General features: G+C 73.7%; 19 protein-coding genes. 9 read left to right on the top strand and 10 right to left on the bottom strand.

Annotated elements, in window-relative coordinates:
- Positions 1 to 79: 79 nt before the first annotated feature.
- The 3 genes from AB0P07_RS06640 to AB0P07_RS06630 form a co-directional block, all read right to left on the bottom strand.
- The gene (locus tag AB0P07_RS06640; RefSeq protein ID WP_365546071.1) at positions 80 to 2,323 is read right to left on the bottom strand and encodes a molybdopterin oxidoreductase family protein; all 2,244 of its coding nucleotides are present in this window, start codon (positions 2,321 to 2,323) and stop codon (positions 80 to 82) included.
- 107 nt (positions 2,324 to 2,430) lie between these two features.
- Positions 2,431 to 3,048 (bottom strand): TetR/AcrR family transcriptional regulator, encoded by a 618-nt coding sequence (locus AB0P07_RS06635; protein WP_365546068.1) that lies wholly within the window; start codon positions 3,046 to 3,048, stop codon positions 2,431 to 2,433.
- Positions 3,049 to 3,124: 76 nt separating this feature from the next.
- Positions 3,125 to 3,694 carry a hypothetical protein gene (locus AB0P07_RS06630; protein ID WP_365546065.1) on the bottom strand — a complete coding sequence of 190 codons (570 nt, stop codon included), beginning with the start codon at positions 3,692 to 3,694 and terminating at the stop codon, positions 3,125 to 3,127.
- Between the two features lie 210 nt (positions 3,695 to 3,904).
- On the opposite strand from AB0P07_RS06630, the gene hmgA reads away from it, so the two are divergent.
- Genes hmgA through AB0P07_RS06615 form a run of 3 tightly spaced genes read left to right on the top strand, consistent with a single transcriptional unit; the run spans position 3,905 to position 7,190 of the window.
- Positions 3,905 to 5,230 (top strand): homogentisate 1,2-dioxygenase, encoded by a 1,326-nt coding sequence (gene hmgA, locus AB0P07_RS06625; protein ID WP_365546062.1) that lies wholly within the window; start codon positions 3,905 to 3,907, stop codon positions 5,228 to 5,230.
- Between the two features lie 27 nt (positions 5,231 to 5,257).
- Positions 5,258 to 6,007 carry a GntR family transcriptional regulator gene (locus AB0P07_RS06620; protein ID WP_365546059.1) on the top strand — a complete coding sequence of 250 codons (750 nt, stop codon included), beginning with the start codon at positions 5,258 to 5,260 and terminating at the stop codon, positions 6,005 to 6,007.
- Positions 6,008 to 6,029: 22 nt separating this feature from the next.
- The gene (locus AB0P07_RS06615; RefSeq protein WP_365547040.1) at positions 6,030 to 7,190 is read left to right on the top strand and encodes a type ISP restriction/modification enzyme; all 1,161 of its coding nucleotides are present in this window, start codon (positions 6,030 to 6,032) and stop codon (positions 7,188 to 7,190) included.
- Positions 7,191 to 7,215: 25 nt separating this feature from the next.
- Here the strand turns inward: AB0P07_RS06615 and AB0P07_RS06610 are convergent, their stop codons facing one another.
- Positions 7,216 to 7,920, bottom strand: a complete 705-nt coding sequence (locus AB0P07_RS06610; protein ID WP_365546057.1) for a TetR/AcrR family transcriptional regulator — start codon at positions 7,918 to 7,920, stop codon at positions 7,216 to 7,218.
- A gap of 63 nt (positions 7,921 to 7,983) precedes the next feature.
- Here AB0P07_RS06610 and AB0P07_RS06605 point away from each other — a divergent pair, with 63 nt between their 5' ends.
- The gene (locus AB0P07_RS06605; protein ID WP_365546054.1) at positions 7,984 to 8,970 is read left to right on the top strand and encodes an ATP-binding cassette domain-containing protein; all 987 of its coding nucleotides are present in this window, start codon (positions 7,984 to 7,986) and stop codon (positions 8,968 to 8,970) included.
- On the top strand, positions 8,967 to 9,806 hold the full coding sequence (locus AB0P07_RS06600; protein WP_365546051.1) for an ABC transporter permease: 840 nt from the start codon (positions 8,967 to 8,969) through the stop codon (positions 9,804 to 9,806). Before AB0P07_RS06605 ends, AB0P07_RS06600 begins: the two co-directional genes overlap by 4 nt.
- 213 nt (positions 9,807 to 10,019) lie before the next feature.
- Here the strand turns inward: AB0P07_RS06600 and AB0P07_RS06595 are convergent, their stop codons facing one another.
- The 4 genes from AB0P07_RS06595 to AB0P07_RS06580 all read right to left on the bottom strand — a co-directional run bounded on the left by AB0P07_RS06595 (position 10,020) and on the right by AB0P07_RS06580 (position 12,773).
- Positions 10,020 to 10,289 carry a hypothetical protein gene (locus AB0P07_RS06595; RefSeq protein WP_365546050.1) on the bottom strand — a complete coding sequence of 90 codons (270 nt, stop codon included), beginning with the start codon at positions 10,287 to 10,289 and terminating at the stop codon, positions 10,020 to 10,022.
- Positions 10,290 to 10,404: 115 nt separating this feature from the next.
- Positions 10,405 to 11,223, bottom strand: a complete 819-nt coding sequence (locus AB0P07_RS06590) for an anti-sigma factor (protein ID WP_365546048.1) — start codon at positions 11,221 to 11,223, stop codon at positions 10,405 to 10,407.
- On the bottom strand, positions 11,220 to 11,762 hold the full coding sequence (locus AB0P07_RS06585) for a sigma-70 family RNA polymerase sigma factor (protein WP_365546045.1): 543 nt from the start codon (positions 11,760 to 11,762) through the stop codon (positions 11,220 to 11,222). The genes AB0P07_RS06590 and AB0P07_RS06585 overlap by 4 nt, the downstream gene beginning before the upstream one ends.
- Positions 11,763 to 11,966: 204 nt before the next feature.
- Positions 11,967 to 12,773 (bottom strand): SGNH/GDSL hydrolase family protein, encoded by an 807-nt coding sequence (locus AB0P07_RS06580; RefSeq protein WP_365546043.1) that lies wholly within the window; start codon positions 12,771 to 12,773, stop codon positions 11,967 to 11,969.
- A gap of 216 nt (positions 12,774 to 12,989) precedes the next feature.
- On the opposite strand from AB0P07_RS06580, the gene AB0P07_RS06575 reads away from it, so the two are divergent.
- Positions 12,990 to 14,084: a DUF5925 domain-containing protein gene (locus AB0P07_RS06575; protein ID WP_365546040.1), complete on the top strand. Its 1,095-nt coding sequence runs from the start codon at positions 12,990 to 12,992 to the stop codon at positions 14,082 to 14,084.
- Between the two features lie 20 nt (positions 14,085 to 14,104).
- The gene (locus AB0P07_RS06570; RefSeq protein ID WP_365546038.1) at positions 14,105 to 14,872 is read left to right on the top strand and encodes a DUF72 domain-containing protein; all 768 of its coding nucleotides are present in this window, start codon (positions 14,105 to 14,107) and stop codon (positions 14,870 to 14,872) included.
- Between the two features lie 80 nt (positions 14,873 to 14,952).
- On the opposite strand, the gene AB0P07_RS06565 is transcribed toward AB0P07_RS06570, so the two are convergent.
- Positions 14,953 to 15,318, bottom strand: a complete 366-nt coding sequence (locus tag AB0P07_RS06565) for a GntR family transcriptional regulator (protein ID WP_365546036.1) — start codon at positions 15,316 to 15,318, stop codon at positions 14,953 to 14,955.
- Positions 15,319 to 15,389: 71 nt separating this feature from the next.
- Here AB0P07_RS06565 and AB0P07_RS06560 point away from each other — a divergent pair, with 71 nt between their 5' ends.
- Together AB0P07_RS06560 and AB0P07_RS06555 are read left to right on the top strand one after the other, a co-directional pair.
- A complete protein-coding gene (locus AB0P07_RS06560; protein WP_365546033.1) occupies positions 15,390 to 16,316 on the top strand; it encodes a GNAT family N-acetyltransferase in 927 nt (308 codons plus the stop codon).
- Positions 16,297 to 16,797 (top strand): DUF402 domain-containing protein, encoded by a 501-nt coding sequence (locus AB0P07_RS06555; protein ID WP_365546031.1) that lies wholly within the window; start codon positions 16,297 to 16,299, stop codon positions 16,795 to 16,797. Before AB0P07_RS06560 ends, AB0P07_RS06555 begins: the two co-directional genes overlap by 20 nt.
- Positions 16,798 to 16,824: 27 nt before the next feature.
- Here AB0P07_RS06555 and AB0P07_RS06550 read toward each other — a convergent pair whose 3' ends face one another.
- Entirely contained in the window at positions 16,825 to 17,442 is a 618-nt protein-coding gene (locus AB0P07_RS06550; RefSeq protein ID WP_365546028.1) for a class I SAM-dependent methyltransferase, read from the bottom strand.
- Positions 17,443 to 17,451 lie beyond the last annotated feature (9 nt).

The following is a 17,451-nucleotide window of genomic DNA, read 5'->3' as shown; positions in this document are numbered from 1 at the left end:
GCGGTGCGAGCGACGTTAGGTGGCGTGCTGGAGCGTTAACAAGACGTTGACATACGAGCAATAAGCGCAAAACTCCAGGTCACAGCCGTGCACCGGTCAGCGGGGTCAGCTCGACGGGTACGCCGTTGAGGACGGCGTTGCCCGAGAGCGGGTCGAGCATGCCGCCGTCGAGGAGCTGGTTGACGTTGACGCCGGGATCGCCGGCGGCGTGGGTCTGGCGGGTGCCGGGCCGGTCGTGGCCCCAGCCGTGCGGGAGGCTGACCACGCCGGGGCGCACGGTGTCGGTGACCTCGGCGGGCGCGGTCACCGCTCCCCCCGCGCCCTTCACGCGGACGGCCTGCCCGTCGCGCACGCCGAGCCGTGCGGCGTCCTCGGGGTGGAGGTGCAGGGTGCAGCGGTTGGAACCGCCGGTGAGGGCCGGGATGTTGTGCATCCAGCTGTTGTTGGAGCGCAGGTGGCGGCGGCCGACGAGGACGAGCCCGGCGGAGCGTTCGGCGCGGGCCCGGGCCAGGCGCGGCAGGTCGGCGGCGATCGGCTCCGGCAGCAGCTCCACCTTGCCGCTGCGGGTCTTCAGCGGCTGCGGAAGGCGCGGGCGCAGCGGGCCGAGGTCGATGCCGTGCGGGTGGGCGAGGAGGCGGGCGAGGGTCAGTCCGTCCGGCCGGGCGCCGAAGCCGTCGCCGTAGGGGCCGAGGCGGAGCATCAGGTCGAGGCGCCGCTCGGGGCCGTTCTCGCCGGTGAGCAGGGCGGTGAGGTCGCCGGGGTCGCGGCCGTGCACGGGCGAGTACGGCTCGCGCACGGCCTTGGCGAGGGTCTGCTCGATCACCATGGCGTCGACGGTGGCGGGATCGGTGCCGTGCGCGCCGGTGACGGCCAGGGTGAGCCGGGTGAGGATCTCCGTCTCGGCCATCCGGCCGGGCTCCAGGGGGACCGCGGCGCGGGTGTAGCGGACCTGGTTGCGCACGGCGAGGGTGTTGAAGGCGAAGTCGTGGTGCGGACTCTGGGCGGGCGGGGGCGGCGGCAGGACGACATGGGCGTGGCGCGAGGTCTCGTTGAGGTACGGGTCGACGCTCACCATGAAGTCGAGGGCGCCCAGTGCCTTGTCGAGCCGGTCGCCGTCGGGCGCCGACAGCACGGGGTTGGCGGCGACGGTGAGCAGCGCACGGACGGGCTCGCCCGCGCCGGTGGCGGTGTCGATCTCCTCGGCGAGGGCGGACAGCGGCAGTTCGCCCTTGGCCTCGGGATGTCCGCTCACCCGGGAGTGCCAGCGGCCGAGCGCGAAGCCGCGGCCGGGTCCGGCGGGGCGCGGGGTCCGGTCGGTGGCGGCCTGCGGGAAAAGGGCGCCGCCGGGCCGGTCGAGGTTCCCGGTGAGGATGTTCAGGACGTCCACGAGCCAGCTGGCGAGGGTGCCGTGCGGGACGGTGCAGCTGCCGATGCGGCCGTACACGGCGGCGGTGGGGGCGGCGGCGAGTTCGCGGGCGAGGGCGCGCGTCGTGCCGGCGTCCACGTCGCAGACGGCGGCGACGGACTCGGGGGTGAAGTCCCTTACGGCTTGGCGCACTTCGTCGACGCCCGTGACGTGCGGGGCGAGTGCGCCGAGGTCGACCAGGTCCTCCTCGTACAGCACGTGGGCCATCGCGGCCAGCAGCAGCGCGTCCGTGCCGGGGCGGATCGCCACGTGCCGGTCGGCGAGCTTCGCGGTGCGGGTGCGGCGCGGGTCGACGACGGTGAGGGTGCCGCCGCGGGCCCTGAGCGCCTTGAGCCGGCCGGGGAAGTCGGGGGCGGTGCACAGGCTGCCGTTGGACTCCAGCGGGTTGGCGCCGATCAGCAGGAGGTGGTCGGTGCGGTCGAGGTCGGGCACCGGGATGGCGTTCGCGTCGCCGAAGAGCAGCCCGCTGGAGACGTGCTTGGGCATCTGGTCGAGCGTGGACGCGGTGAAGAGGCTGCGGGTCCCGAGAGCGCCGAGCAGGACGTTCGGGTAGAGGGCGCCGGCCATGGTGTGGACGTTCGGGTTGCCGAGGACCACGCCGACGGAGTGCGGCCCGTACCGCTCGACGACCGGCCGGACGCCGGCGGCCACCGCGTCGAAGGCCTCCTCCCAGGTGGCCTCGCGCAGGACCCCGTCCCTGCGGACCAGGGGTGTGCGCAGCCGGTCGGGATCGGAGTCGACGGCCCCGAAGGAGGCGCCCTTGGGGCAGATGAAGCCGCGGCTGAAGACGTCCTCCCGGTCTCCGCGGGCCGCGGTGACCGTGGTGCCGTCGACGGTGAGGGCCAGGCCGCAGGTGGCCTCGCACAGGGGGCAGATACGCAGGGCGGTGCGGGACACGGGTCCTCCCGTAGGGGGCGGCGGCGCTCGTCCCGGGTGAGCATACCGACCGGTAGGCATGTTGGGGAGAGGCCGGGCGTGCGGACGTCGCCGGGTACCCCGGCCCGTCAGTCGAGTACGCGCCCGAGATATGCCCGCAGCAGCTCCCGGGCCTCCTCGATGATCTGCTCGTCCCCGTCCGGTGCGACCCGGAAGGCGAGCTGGACGAGGGTGTCGGCGGTCTCCACGGCGACCAGGAAGACGCGGCGCAGGTCGTCGTCGGGGCGGCGGCCCAGGTAGCCGGAGAGCAGTTCGGTGAGCCGCTCGGCGACGCGGTGGTTGGGGACGGCGTGGCGGTCGCCGACGGGGATCTGGTTGCCGAAGTCGATCAGGGAGAAGCCGGGCGCGGTCCGCTTCATCGCCAGGTACTCGTCGAGCACGGCGTCCAGCGCGCCGCGCCAGCCGCCGTCCTCCGTCTCCGTCAGCCGTTCGGTCACGCGCTCCGCGTAGCGCTCCAGGTTGCGCTGGGCCAGCGCGTCGGCCATCTGCCGCTTGTTGCCGAAGAAGCGGTAGACCGAGCCGATGGGGACGTCCGCGCGCAGCGCCACGGCCCGGGTGCTGAGGGCGTCGTACCCGACCTCGTCGAGGAGGTCGGCGCAGGCGTCGAGGATCCGGGTCAGCCGTTCGGCGCTGCGCCGCTGCACGGGGGCGCGGCGGAGCGGGGTCGCGTGGGACACGGTCCTCATGATGCCCTGCGGGACCGGTCGGGTGAACCGCGGCCTCCGCATCGGCCGGGGAAGCCGCGCCGGGCGTGGTCGGCGTTCACCGGTCCGTCGCCGGTTCGGTGACCGTCCGGCCCTCGATGTCCTCCGGCTGCGTCGCCCCGGTCGGCTCCGCCTCCGAGGCCGTGATGTCCGCCGTGCTCTCGACGGGCTCGCCGTCGACGGCCCAGACGGTGTCGTCGTCGGCGTACAGGCGGACGGTGAGCTGGTGCGTGCCGCGCGGCACCAGGTCGGCGGCGAGGCGGTAGCGCGGGCCGCGCAGGCGCGTGAGGTGGTCGCCGTCGAGGAAGAGGCGGGCGACGCCGCGGCCGGCCACCGCCTTCGCCTCCGTGCCCTCCGGCGAGAACCGGAAGTCGCGGACGGTCAGCCGGACGTCCCAGCTGTCGTCGGCCTCGGGCTGCACCTCGATCCCGACCTCGGGGGCGCGCTCGGCGTCCACCTCGCGGTAGCGCCGGCCCTCCTCGTCGGCGGTGTCGAGCAGCCTACCCACCGGCGTGGCCGAATCCCCGGCCTCCGGTTCCCCCACGTCACCTGAGTCGCAGCCCGCCGATCCCGTCAACACCAGGACACAGACCGCGAGCACGGCGAGCACTCCCCGCGTCCACGACATGACGGGAGACTAGAACACGGGTCCGACACTCCGGATCCCCCGGGGGTCTGGTTCCGGTCATCCTCGCGGCGGACGGCCGGGGAGGAGCGGAGCGGGGTAGTCCTCTTGCGCCCTCTTGCGCACGGGAAACCGCAATCCTACGGTGTGCCATAGGAATCGATGCGTCACAGGAACCGGGTCGCGAGGATTCGGGTTGCGAGGGAGCGAGCGATGAGCGGGGACGCGCGGAAGACCGCGGAGGGGCTGTCCTATCTGTCCGGTTTCGGCAACGAGCACAGCTCGGAGGCCGTGGCGGGCGCACTGCCCGAGGGCCGGAACTCGCCGCAGCGGGCGCCGCTGGGCCTGTACGCGGAACAGCTGAGCGGCACGGCGTTCACGGAGCCGAGGGCACACAACCGACGGTCGTGGCTGTACCGGATCCGTCCGTCGGCCGCCCACCCGGCGTTCACCCGTTCCGGCAACGGCACGATCCGCACGGCGCCCTTCAACCAGGCCGTGCCGGACCCGAACCGGCTGCGGTGGAACCCGCTGCCGGTGCCCGGGCCCGCCACGGACTTCGTCGCGGGGCTGTGGACGCTCGGCGGCAACGGCGACGCGGCCCAGCGCACCGGCATGGCCGTGCACCTCTACCACGCGACGGCGTCCATGGAGCGCGTGTTCAGCGACGCCGACGGCGAGCTGCTGATCGTCCCGGAGCGCGGCGGTCTGCTGCTGCGCACCGAGTTCGGGCTGCTGCACGCCGAGCCGGGCCACGTCGCGCTGATCCCGCGCGGGGTCCGCTTCCGCGTGGAGCTGCTGGACGGGGACGCCCGCGGGTACGTCTGCGAGAACTACGGCGCCCCGTTCCAGCTCCCCGACCTCGGCCCGATCGGCGCCAACGGCCTGGCCAACGCCCGGGACTTCCGGGCGCCGGTCGCGGCGTACGAGGACGACGAGAGCGCGCCCGGCCCGGTGGAGGTGGTCAACAAGTTCTGCGGCAACCTCTGGACCGCCGAGTACGACCACTCCCCGCTCGACGTCGTCGCCTGGCACGGCAACCACGTGCCGTACGTCTACGACCTGCGCCGTTTCAACGTCATCGGCACCATCTCGTACGACCACCCGGACCCGTCGATCTTCACGGTGCTCACCTCCCCGTCGGACACCCCGGGCCTGGCCGGCGTGGACTTCGTGGTCTTCGCGCCGCGCTGGCTGGTGGGCGAGGACACCTTCCGGCCGCCGTACTTCCACCGGAACGTGATGAGCGAGTACATGGGCCTGATCGAGGGCGCCTACGACGCCAAGGCGGAGGGCTTCGTGCCGGGCGGCGGCTCGCTGCACAACATGATGTCGGCGCACGGCCCGGACCGGGAGACCTTCGACCGGGCGAGCGCGGCCGAGCTGAAGCCGCAGCGGATCGACGACGGCCTGGCGTTCATGTTCGAGACCCGGTGGCCGGTGACCCTCACCCCCCACGCGGCCCGCGCCGAGCACCTGCAGCCCCGCTACGACGACGTCTGGCAGGGTCTGCAGCGGCACTTCCGCCCCTTGCACTGAGGTTTCCCCTACCGGTACGGATGGCCCGTGACCTCCTTCGCCCCGGACTCCATCGTCCTGAACCGCAAGCTGCCGCTGTGGTACCAGGTGTCGCAGTCGCTGCGCGCCTCGATACTCGGCCGCTCGCCCCGGGACCCGCTGCGCCTGCCCACCGAGGAGCAGCTGGCCGGGCACTACGGGGTGAGCGTGCTGACCATGCGGCAGGCGCTGAAGGAGCTGGAGGACGAGGGGCTGATCACCCGGCACCGCCGGCGGGGCACGTTCATCGAGCCGCACGCCCGCCGGGGCGCCCCGGTGCGGCTGCTCGGCTCGGTGGACGCGATCGTGGCCCAGCAGTCCGGCATGAAGGCCGAACTGCTGGACCACGGCACCGCCCCCGTGCCCCCGGAACTCGCCGAGTTCTTCCCGGAACTGCCGGAGGTGGCGACGTACCACCGGCTGCGCTGCGACGAGAAGACGGGCGAGCCGACCAACCACGCCCGCAACTACGTCCGTCCCGAACTGGCCGGACGCATCGACCTGGACGACCTCGCCCGGTGGCCGATGACCAAGGTGCTGCGGGACGTGGTGGGCACGGACATCAGCCGGATCACGGACACCGTTCAGGCCCGGCTCGCGGACCCGGAGACGGCGCGGCTGCTCCAGGTCCCGCTGCTCAGCCCGATCCTGCACTACACGGGCATCACCTACGACACCGACGGCCGGGTCCTCGACGTGGCGGTCATCCACTACCGGGGCGACCGCTTCTCCTTCACGGTCACCCTGGACGCCACGTGAGGCCGCGGTGCCTCGTCGTACGATGCCGGGCGTGACGCACGACGACGCTCCGCCGCTGGCGGACCTCATGCCGTGGTCCGTCGCACCGCCGCGGCTCGGCCGGGGGTGGCCGGCGGCTCCCGACCCGGGTTCCCTGAAGGCCCGTTGGGACGCCCTGCTGAAGGCCGCGGGGCCCGACCGCGCGGTCCTCTTCGAGCCGACCCGCTCGCGCACGCCGTACTCGGCGGTGGGGCGGCTGCCGGGCGGCGCCGGCGGCACCGAGCGGCTGGCGCGCGCCTCGGGGCCCTGTCCCGAGCCGGTCCGGGTGCTGCGGGCTCCGTTCGACGAGCAGTGGCTGATTCCCGACCACCGGCTGATCGACGCGGCCCGTCCGGAGTTGTGGCGCGTGGCGGACGAGCGGCAGGTGTTCGCCGTGGAGATCCCCGACGCCGCCGGACCGCCGCTGCTCCTCGCGACCTCGCTGCCGCCGCTGTTCGGACCCGCCCGGATCCGGCCGCTGTACCGCCGCCCCGGCGGCGCGGAGCCCAACCTCGCACCGGGCCTCCTGGACCACCTGTCCGCCCGCCTCGGCCCGCGCCCCGGCCCGCTGGACGTGCTCGCCTGGTCGGTGGCGGCCGTGCGGCCCGGTTCGGCGGTCCCGCTCACCACGGACCCGGAGCTGTGGGAGCACGGCGTCGAGCTGGGGCGGCGCGCCCTGTGGCTGATGCGCCGCGACGGAGAGCGCCCCAAGCTGCCCGGAGGCCGCCGCCCGTACGTCCGCGCCCCGCTGCCGCCGCGCCCCCTGACTCTGCGCTACGGCCGGGACGAGGAGGCCCTCTTCCTGGACGAGGGCCGCATCTCCCCCGTGCCGCCCGGCGCCTGGGACTTCGAGGTGGGCGGGGCAGGGGTGCTCGAGCAGTGGTTCGCGGCCCGCACGGCGGAGGGCGAGCCGGGCACGCTGACCGCGATCCGTCCGGCCGGCTGGCCGCAGGCCTGGACGTCCGAGCTGCTGGAGCTGATCACCGTGCTCGCACTGCTGGCCGAAGTGCGGGACGAGTGCCGGGAGTTGACGGTCACGGACGGGATCACCGCCACCGAGCTGCGCGAGGCGGGCGTACTGCCGGCGCCGGCGGCGGCCCGTCGGCCGGCCTCGGTCCTGGACGAACGGGAGGAGGGGCCGGAGGGGCAGCTTGCACTGCTGTGACCCCCGGCGGAGCCGGGGCCCCGGCTCAGGCGAACCCGTCCAGCACCCGCGTCAGCGCCCGCTCGAAGACGCCCTCCAGGTCGATCGGCCCCGCGTCCTCCGCGAAGGACGCCGCCAGGCGCGGATAGGCGCCGCTCGCGACCTGCCGGCCGAGGTAGGCGATGCGCGCCGCGTTCTCCTGCTCCTCGGACCAGGGCAGCGAGCGGGTGCGCTCGGCGGTGGCGATCTCGTTGCCGACGTACGTCGTCACCACGCCGTTCACCATCGCGACCAGCTCCATCTTGGTGCCGTAGGACCCCTCGAAGGGGTCGAGGCAGGCCAGACAGTGCTCCAGGTAGCGCAGGGCGTTGGGGCTGAAGCCGTAGACGGGTGACATCAGCCGGGGCAGCCAGGTGTGGCGGTGCATCAGGTCACGGGTCTGGTGGGCCACCCGGATCATGTCCGCGCGCCAGTCGCCGCTGGGCTCCCACAGCTCGTGCTCGCCGCTGACCGCGTCCATCATCAGCTCGTACAGGTCCTCCTTGCGGGGGACGTAGTTGTACAGCGACATGGTGCCGCAGCCCAGCTCACCGGCGACGCGGCGCATCGTGACCGCGTCCAGGCCCTCGGCGTCGGCGATCCTCACCGCGGCGGCGGCGATGTCGGCGCGGGAGTACGCCGGTCTGGGCCCCCGGCCGGTGCGCTCGGGGCGCGACCAGATCACCTCGGGTACGGCCGCTCGGCCCGCCATCGTGCATCACCTCGGCCACCATCCTAGTTACGTACAGCGTACGTAGTGCGCTATGGTCGACGCATGACAACTACGTACGCTGTACTTAGTGAGGGTCTGGAGAAGCGCTTCGGCACCGTGCACGCACTGCGGGGCCTGGATCTCGCGGTGGCCGAGGGCACCGTCTGCGGGCTGCTCGGGCCGAACGGGGCGGGAAAGACCACGGCGGTGCGGCTGCTGACGACCCTGCTGCGGCCGGACGCGGGGTCGGCCCGGGTCGCCGGTCACGACCTGGTGCGCGAGGCGTCAGCAGTGCGGCGCCGGATCGGGGTGACCGGGCAGTACGCGTCGGTGGACGGCGACCTCACCGGACGCCAGAACCTGCGGCTGTTCGCCCGGCTGCACAGGGTGCGGGACGCGTCGGCGCGCGCCGACGAGCTGCTCGACCGCTTCGGCCTGGCCGAGGCCGCCGACCGGCCCGCCGCCACCCTGTCCGGCGGCATGCGGCGCCGCCTCGACCTGGCCGCGAGCCTGGTGCGCCGGCCCGACGTGCTGTTCCTGGACGAGCCGACGACCGGTCTCGACCCGGCCAGCCGCAACCGGATCTGGGACGCCGTGCGCGCCCTGAAGGCGGACGGCACCACCGTGCTGCTGACCACGCAGTACCTGGACGAGGCCGACCGACTGGCCGACGACATCGTGCTGGTGGTCCGGGGCCGGGTCGCGCACACGGGGTCGCCTGCCGAACTCAAGGCGCTGGTGGGGGCGTACGCGGAGGCCGTCGTCGCGGACGCGGACGCGCTGGCGGGGGCGGCGGCGGTCCTGGACCGGCTGACCGGTGCCGAGCCGGTGCTGGACCACGAGCGGCGCACCGCCGGCGCCGTCAGCGCCGATCCGACGCTGACCCTGCCCCGCCTGGTGCGCGAACTCGACGCGGCGGGCGTGCCCCTGGTGGACGCGAGCCTGCGGCCGCCGACCCTCGACGACGTCTTCCTCCGCCTGACCGACGGCGGCGGCAGCGGCAGCGGCAGCGGCAACGGCAACGACGACGGCAAGGAGCTGGTGGCATGAGCACGGTGACGACGAGGCCGTACGACCCGGCTCACGGATCGGATCACGGCTCGGCGTACGGTCTGGCTCACGACGGGGCGGCCATGCTGGGCCGTCAGTTGCGGCGGGCCCGGAACAACCCGGGGCTGCTGATCCTCACCCAGACGATGCCGATCACGATGCTGCTCTTCTTCGGCTACGTCTTCGGCAGCGCGCTGGCGATGCCGGGCGAGGAGTACCGGGCGTTCCTGGTGCCGGGCCTGCTGGTCGCCACGGCCGCCAACGGCATCATGACCGGGATGTTCCAGGCCGCCCAGGACACCCACCGGGGCGTGACGGACCGGCTGCGCACGCTGCCGGTGAGCCGGGCCGCCGTGCCGCTCGGGCAGTCGGTCGCCGACGTGCTGGTCACGGCCGCCGGGACGGTGCCGCTGCTGCTCGTCGGGCTCGCGGTGGGCTGGCGGGCGGAGGGCGGTGCGCTCGGCGCGGTGGGCGCGGTGGGGCTGCTGCTGCTGTTCCGGTTCGCGACGACGTGGATCGGGATCTTCCTGGGGCTGCTCACCCGCAACGAGGAGGCCGCCGGTCAACTGGGCGGCGCGACCTTCCTCCTTCCGCTGCTGTCCAACGCCTACATCCCGACGGACGGGCTGCCGGGCTGGCTGCGCACGGTCGCGGAGTGGAACCCGATCAGCGCGGTGACCACGGCGCTGCGGGACCTCTTCGGCAACGCGCCCGTGCCGGAGGGGGCCGCCTGGCCGGTGTCGCATCCCGTGGCCGGGTCGCTGGCCTGGTGTGCGGTACTGCTCGCGGTGTTCGTCCCGCTCGCCGTGCGCCGGTACGCGCACGGGGGCCGCTGAACGAGCCGGGGAGCGTCACCGCCGGTGGGGAGACGGCGGGACGCGGACGCGGCACGGGAGGGTGAGAACGCCTGCGGGACGGACGCAGGGTGTCGGGTCCGTCGGGGACGGTCCGCGCTCGGGGAGCACACCGGGGCGCCGCTGCGTGCCGTGGGGATGACGGACGAGTGCCGCGGCGCCGCGCCGGGAGGTGTGACCACCGGCGCGCGGGCCTCAGTTGCCGCCGAACAGCGAACGGCGCAGTCGGCGCAGCGGCGCGAACAGCGAGACGCGGCGCACCCGGGCGCCCCTGTTGCTGGACTTGTGCGCGGGCTCACGCGCGGTCAGCTCACGCATCAGCGACGTCGCCTCCACGGTCTCCCGCGGCGGGAGGGCGGGCCCTCCGAGTACCGCGAGATGACGGTCGAGGCGCGAACTGCTCGCGCTGCTGCCGCAGGTGATCGCAGGGACCCTTGCCCTGCTGCGCACTGTTATCTGTTCCATGTCACTCCCCACCCGTACGAGTCCACCCGGCCCGGGCAGGGTAACCCTATCGTCCCGGTACGGCATGCGTGTATCGCGGTCACAGGATTCACCTTCCCCGTAAGGGGGTTGACGACTACTCTCCGAATCCAACAGATTCCAGGGCGAGTTGGACAACCGGCGCACTCGTCGGCCGGGCCGACCCCCCGGCCGGTTCGACCGTCACCGCGAGTGACGTGTCGGAGCGGCGCAGCCCGGACGCGATCAGGGGCGTGTCGCCGTCGATGAGCCCGAGGGGGCGCGGCTCGGCGCCGGGGCGCATCAGCCAGAGCTGGCGCACGCGGTCGCCCGGCGGCTCGCCGTATCCGCTCAGGGTGACCACCGCACGCCCCTCGAACGCGGAGGCGACCACCGCGACACCGCGGCCCCGCTCGTCGGCGGCCCTGGTGGCGCGGGCGTCCGGAGCCGAGAGAACGTGGGCGATCTCACGTGCCCTTTCCCGTGCGGAGTCCAGCTCGCCCTGGGTGCGGCCCGCCTGCACGGCGAAGAGCGAGGCGACCACGAGCGCGGCGGCGGCCGTCGCCGTGGCGAACGGCACGAGCAGCAGTCGCGTCCGGGAGCCTCGGGAGCGCCCGGCCGGCGGCCGGCCGCCCCACACGTGGGCGGGCAGCCGCAGGGCGGGCCCGGTCGAGGGCGCGGGCTCCTGCGCGGCGGTGCGTACGGCGGCCAGGACCCGTGCGCGCAGGGCGGGCGGCGCGGGTGCGGCCGTGGACCAGGCCAGCCGGACGGCGTCCTCGGCCAGCGCCCGCACCTCGGCGGCGCACCGCTCGCAGCCCTCCAGATGCCGTTCGAAGCGGACCCGTTCGGCGCCGTCCAGGGCGTCCAGGGCGTAGGGGGCGGCGAGCGAGTGGAGGGCGCCGCGGCGGCGGCCCGGCAGTAGGCGGACGAGGCTCATGCGGCACCACCCAGACAGTCGCGCAGGCGGCCGAGCCCGTCTCTCATTCTCGTCTTCACCGTGCCCAGCGGGAGGCGGAGGCGCTCGGCCACCTCCCGGTAGGTGTAGCCGTCGTAGTAGGCGAGGGTGACCGACTGGCGCTGCAGGGCGGTCAGCCGGTCCAGACAGCGGCGCACCCACTCGCGTTCGAGCCCGGCCTCGACCTCTTCGGCGACCTGGTCGTAGGCGGGGTGGCGGGCGCGGCGGGCCTCGCGCCGGTCGCGTTCGCCGGCCGCGCGGGCGCTGCGCACCCGGTCGACGGCTCGGCGGTGGGCGACGGTGAGGATCCACGACAGTGCGCTTCCCCGGCGCGGGTCGAACCGCGCGGCGGACCGCCACAGTTCGAGCAGCACCTCCTGCGTGACCTCCTCCGACTGGGCGGGGTCGCGCACCACCCGCCGTACGAGGCCGAACACCGGGCCCGACACCAGTCCGTACAGCTCCTCGAAGGCCTTCTGGTCGCCGTCCGCCACGAGCATCAGCAGCTCGTCCGCCTCCACCGGTCCCCCTCTCCGCGGACCGCGCTGCGGTCCGTCGACGTCGTCGCCGGGCGCGCGTGGCGTGCGCCCTCGGCAGGGGTTACGGACGAGCGGCCCGAAAACGCCAGTCGCCGGGTCGGATCGGTTCCGCCGGGACGCGAGGGAGCCGGAGACCCCGCCGGGCGGGGTCTCCGGCTCCGTTTCTCCTTCTCCTTCCGCTCCGGGTCAGGCGGCGCCGTTGAGGACCGGCAGGTAGCCGCCGGACTGGCCGGCCGCGGTGGGGTGGTACGACTCGCCGATGTTCAGCCAGTTGACGCTGTGCAGCCAGGAGCTGCCCGAGCACAGCTCGTGGCCGGTGAAGGTGGTGCGGACGTCGCCGAAGGTGAAGCCGTGGGCGGCGACGCGCTGGGCGATGACGGTGTTGAGGTGGTCGGAGGCGTTGTTGATCGCCTTCCGCTTGGTCTCGGACAGGCCGATGCAGCTGGTGCCGAGCTTGTAGAAGCGCGGGTAGCCGATGACGACGACGTGGGCGTTGGGGGCCTTGTCGCTGATCGCCGAGTAGACGCCGTCGAGCTTGCCGGGCAGCGTCGAGTCGACGTACGCCTCGGCGGTGGCGATCCGCGACAGGCAGGAGCTGTCGGACTGGAGCACACACGCCGTCATGACGTCGCCGAAGCCCGCGTCGTTGCCGCCGATGCTGATGGAGACGAGGCCGGTGGCGGAGCTGAGCGGTCCGAGTTGTCCGGCGAGAACATCACCCGTACGGGCGCCGGAGCAGGCGGTGAAGTCGAACGTGGAGGGCGAGTGGGCGGCCGCCCACAGGTACGGGTGGGACTTCGTGCTGCGCTTGCAGTCGCCACTGGAGCCGATGTAGCTGCCCGATCCGACCCCGGAGGAGTAGGAGTCGCCGAGGGCCACATAGCCGTCGGCTGCGGCGGGTTGGGACGCCTGGGCGGTCGCGGCCCCGGTGAGGGCGGCGCCGGTGGCGAGGAGGAGTGAACTCAGGAACCCGACAAGTCGGAAACGTCTCATGGAACCTCCCTTAGCAGGTTTGCTGCCACAACCGTGGTACCGGCTACGCGCGTTGATAGGAAGTGTCCATGCCAAAAATTGGCTGACACTCGTTCAACTCGGGACCAGATCAAGGGGATGGTGGTGCGGAACGGGGGCGGCGCGTCGGGCTTCCGTTCGACGTGTGTGCCCGGGAAAGCGGGTGCGTGCGGCGGTCGGGTGCCGGATCATGGCGGCATGTCCGTGAACCCGCACGAAGTCCTGCCGATCCGGCTCAACGTGGACGACAGCGACTCCCCGTCCGACGTCGTCGACGCGCTGTTCCTCGGCCGTTTCGCCACGGGTGAGCAGCCGTACTCGCACGCGGCGAACATCGACCGCGTACGGTCCGGTGCCACGCTGCTGCCGCCCGGCGCACGTGTGCTGCGGATCGCCCGCGACGACGACCGCAGCGCCACCCTGGCGGAGGGCGAGGGCTGGACCCTGCTGGTCTCGCGCTGGACCCGGGGCGCCGACGTCACGGTGACGGCGACCAGCGCCGACCTGGCCGAGAAGGTGCTCGGCCAAGCGACGGACGGGGCGGCGGACGAGCCCGAACCGCAGCCGGAGAACGTGACGATGGGCTTCTGGTACGTCTCCCCGCGGCGCGGCCCGCACCGCACCACCCGCCAGATCGCCGCGGGCACCTGGGACGAGGTCCGGGCCAACTACACGGCGCCGGTCGCGGAGGCGATGGACGGCCTGATGAAGACGACGCCCGAGGACATCGCGGGCCGGCTGCTGCTCCTGCACGGCCCGCCGGGCACGGGCAAGACCTCCGCGCTGCGCACGCTGGCCCGCTCCTGGCGGGACTGGTGCCAGGTGGACTGCGTCCTCGACCCGGAGCGGCTCTTCTCCGACGTCGGCTATCTGATGGACATCGCCATCGGCGAGGAGGACGCGGCGGGCAGGGGCCGCTGGCGGCTGCTGTTGCTCGAGGACTGCGACGAACTGATCCGCGGCGAGGCCAAGCACACGGCGGGCCAGGCGCTCTCCCGGCTGCTGAACCTCACCGACGGGCTCCTCGGCCAGGGCCGCAACGTCCTGGTGGGCGTCACGACCAACGAGGACCTGGAGCGCCTGCACCCCGCCGTCGTCCGCCCCGGCCGCTGCCTGGCCCGTATCGAGGTCGGCCCGCTCACCCGCCGGGAGGCGGTGGACTGGCTCGGCTCCGAGGAAGGGGTCGGGCGCGAGGGCGCGACGCTGGCGGAGCTGTTCGCGCTGCGCCGGGGCACCTCGCCCACCGCGCTGCCGGAGCCGCGGGCGGGCACGGACGCCGGGCTGTATCTGTAACACGGTGCTTCGATGGGGCTATGCCCCTGTTCGTCGGCACGTCGGGCTGGCAGTACCGGGACTGGCGGGACGCCTTCTACCCGCCCGGTCTGCCGGTCCGGCGCTGGCTGGAGCACTACGCGGCCGCCTTCGCGACGGTCGAGATCAACAACGCCTTCTACCGCCTGCCCGCCCGGGAAACCTTCGCGGCGTGGCACGAGCGGCTGCCGCCGGACTTCACGGTCGCGGTCAAGGCGAGCCGCTACCTGACGCACATCAAACGCCTGCGCGACCCGGCGGAACCGGTCGACCGCCTGATGACCCACGCGGCCGGCCTGGGCGACCGTCTCGGCCCGGTCCTGCTGCAACTGCCCCCGACCCTGCGCGCCGACCCGGACCTCCTGGACGCCTGCCTCGCCTGCTTCCCGCCCGGCACCCGGGTCGCGGTGGAACCGCGACACGCGTCGTGGTGGACACCCGAGGTCCACGAGGTCCTGGTCTCCCGACAGGCGGCCCTGTGCTGGGCGGACGTCCGCGCCCGCCCGGCCACGCCCCTGTGGCGCACCACCGACTGGGGCTACGTCCGCTTCCACGAGGGCCGGGCCGGGGCGTGGCCGCACTACGGCCGCCGGTCACTGTCGACGTGGCTCACCCGCATCGCCACGACCTGGCCGGCCACGAGCGACGTCTACACCTACTTCAACAACGACCCGAACGCGGCGGCGGTGACCGACGCGGTGCTCTTCGCCAGGCTGGGGTGCGCTTGTGGTCTCACGGTCACCCGAACACCGCTAGGGGCGCGGGGCTGAAACATTTGCGGCTGCGCCGCGTGGGCGCGACAAGCCACAACGCACCCGCAGCCGAAAATCAACCCACGCCCTAACGGCGCTCACCCGTAAGCCGCCCGCAGGGCGTCCCGCACCGCGTCGAGCGCGTCCCCCTCACCGAGCCCGAGCCGCCGAGCCCGCTCGGCATACCCCCGCGCCGCCTCGGCTACCTCCCGCTCCGCCGCAGAACCCGCGGCGGCGACAAACGTTCCGTTGCGCCCCCGCGTCTCGATCACCCCGTCCGCCTCCAGCGCCCGGTACGCCTTGGCGACCGTGTTCGCGGCGAGCCCGAGGGACTCGGCCAGTCCGCGGACGGTGGGCAGCCGGTAACCGACCGGCAGGGCGCCCGACCGCGCCTGTTCGGAGATCTGCGCGCGCACCTGCTCGTAGGGCGGCGTGCCGTCGTCGATACGGATCTTCAAGGTCACCCGGTGATTGTCCCGTATCCCCGGGAAAATGAGAGGCACCCGACCGCCCGGCCGCCGTAGCGTGCGCCTCCATGACCGTTCTCGTACGCGATCTGCGTCCCGACGACCCGGCCGACCTCGCGGCCTTCACCCAGGTCCGCCATCGCGCCCTGCCGTACATCCTGTGGACGCCCGAAGCCGTCGTCCACCGGCTCGTCCACACCCACCCGGACGCCCGGAGCCGGTCCCTGGTCGCGGAGGAGGACGGGGAGGTGATCGGCACGGCCCAGATCGGGCTGGTGCACGACAGCCCGGCGCCCGGTCAGGCCTTCCTGAACATCTACGTCCACCCGGAGCGGGAGCGGCGCGGCGCCGGCGGCCTGCTGGTGCGTACGGCCGAGGAGTACCTGACCGGGGAGGGTGCGACCAAGCTGTACGCCTGGGCGCTGGACGGGCCCGCCAACCTGGCCTTCGCCGAGCGGCACGGCTACCAGCGGCGGCGTGCCGCGTACTTCCTCCGGCTGGATCTGTCGAACGCCGCGCTGCCGCCCCTGTGGTCCCCTCCCCCGGGTGTCGAGCTGCGCACCGCGGCCGACTTCGCGGACGATCCGCGGCCCATGTTCGAACTGGACGCGGAGACGGTCGCGGACGAACCGAGCGATGTCGACCTCGCGTTCACGGACTACGAGACCTGGCTGGCGGAGACATGGCGGCACCCGCTGCTCAACCGCGAACTGACCACCGTCGCGGTCGTCGACGGCCGGCCGGCCGCCTTCAGCGTCGCCTACACCGACGGCACCCGGTACTCGACGGCGATGACGGGCACGGTCCGCGACCGGCGCGGCCGGGGCCTGGCCAAGCTCGCCAAGACCGACTCCCTGCACCGGGCCCGCGCGGCCGGGTACACGGAGGCGCTCACCGGCAACGACACCGACAACGGCCCGATGCTCGCCATCAACAAGTGGCTCGGGTACGAGATCTGCGCGACGGAGGTGCGTCATGTCCGCGAACTCGGCTGAGCCGACGGCCGAGGTGAGCGTCGTGCTGGTCAAGGCCGGCCGGACGAAGATCCGGTACGCGGCCACGTTGCTGCACGACGACGGCACGCGCCTCGCCGTCCGCGCCCCCTGGGCCGGTGACGGCGTGCGCGACTTCGGCTTCGTGCGCTTCGAGGCCGGTGACGTCTTCACCGAGTACTACTGGCGCGACCGGTGGTACGCGGTCAAGGAGGTCCGCACCGCGGCCGGTGCGCTGAAGGGCTGGTACTGCGACGTCACCCGCCCCGCCGAGCTGACCGGCACCGAGCTGGTCGTCGAGGACCTCGACCTGGACCTGTGGCGCTCCGCCGACGGCACGGACGTACGGCGTCTCGACGAGGACGAGTTCGCCGAGAGCGGGCTGGCGGACCGGGACCCCCGGGCCGCCGGCGCCGCCGTGGCCGCGCTGGACGAACTGGAGCGACTGGCCCGCGGGGACGGCTTCACCGGCCTCCTCGCATAACGCACCTCGCCCGGCGCACCGCCCGGCTCATCCGTACGTCGCCACCACCGCGTACCGCTCGTCCGTCACCTCCCTGCCCCACAGCGACGGGTCGTCCGACAGCCGCTCCACGCGGGCCTGCCCGGCGAGCGGGGCGAGCAGGGCGGTAAGCCGGCCGGCGGGTATGCCGACGGGGGCGACGCTCCCCCACACGCCCTCGACGAGGACCAGCCGTCCACCGGGGCGCAGCAACTGCCGCCAGTGCCGCAGTGCCCGGCCGGGGTCGGGCAGCGTCCACAGCACGTGCCGCACCAGCACGGTGTCGAAGCGCTGCTCGCCCACGGGCGGCGCCGCGGCGTCACCGGTCAGGAACACCGCGTCACGGCCGGCGAGTTTGACCCTGGCCCGCTCCACCATGGCCGGGGAGAGGTCGACGCCGGTGACGCGGTGCCCCCGCTCGGCCGCGAGCAGTGACAGGCTGCCGGTGCCGCAGCCCAGGTCGAGCACGTCGCCGGGCCGCTCCGGCAGCCAGGAGGCCAGCCGGGCGGCCCAGGCCCGGCGCACGTCCGCGTCACGCAGGCCGTGGTCCGGCTCGTCGTCGAAGGAGGCGGCCAGCGCTTCCCAGTCGACACCCGGCGCGGTCGCTTCGTCACTGTTCTCACTCATGCGCCCAGG

This window comes from Streptomyces sp. NPDC085944 (assembly GCF_040686295.1).
GTDB classification, from domain to species: domain Bacteria; phylum Actinomycetota; class Actinomycetes; order Streptomycetales; family Streptomycetaceae; genus Streptomyces; species Streptomyces salinarius.
The sequence above is the reverse complement of the archived record's forward strand: the minus strand, read 5'-3'. Positions and strand labels throughout refer to the sequence as shown.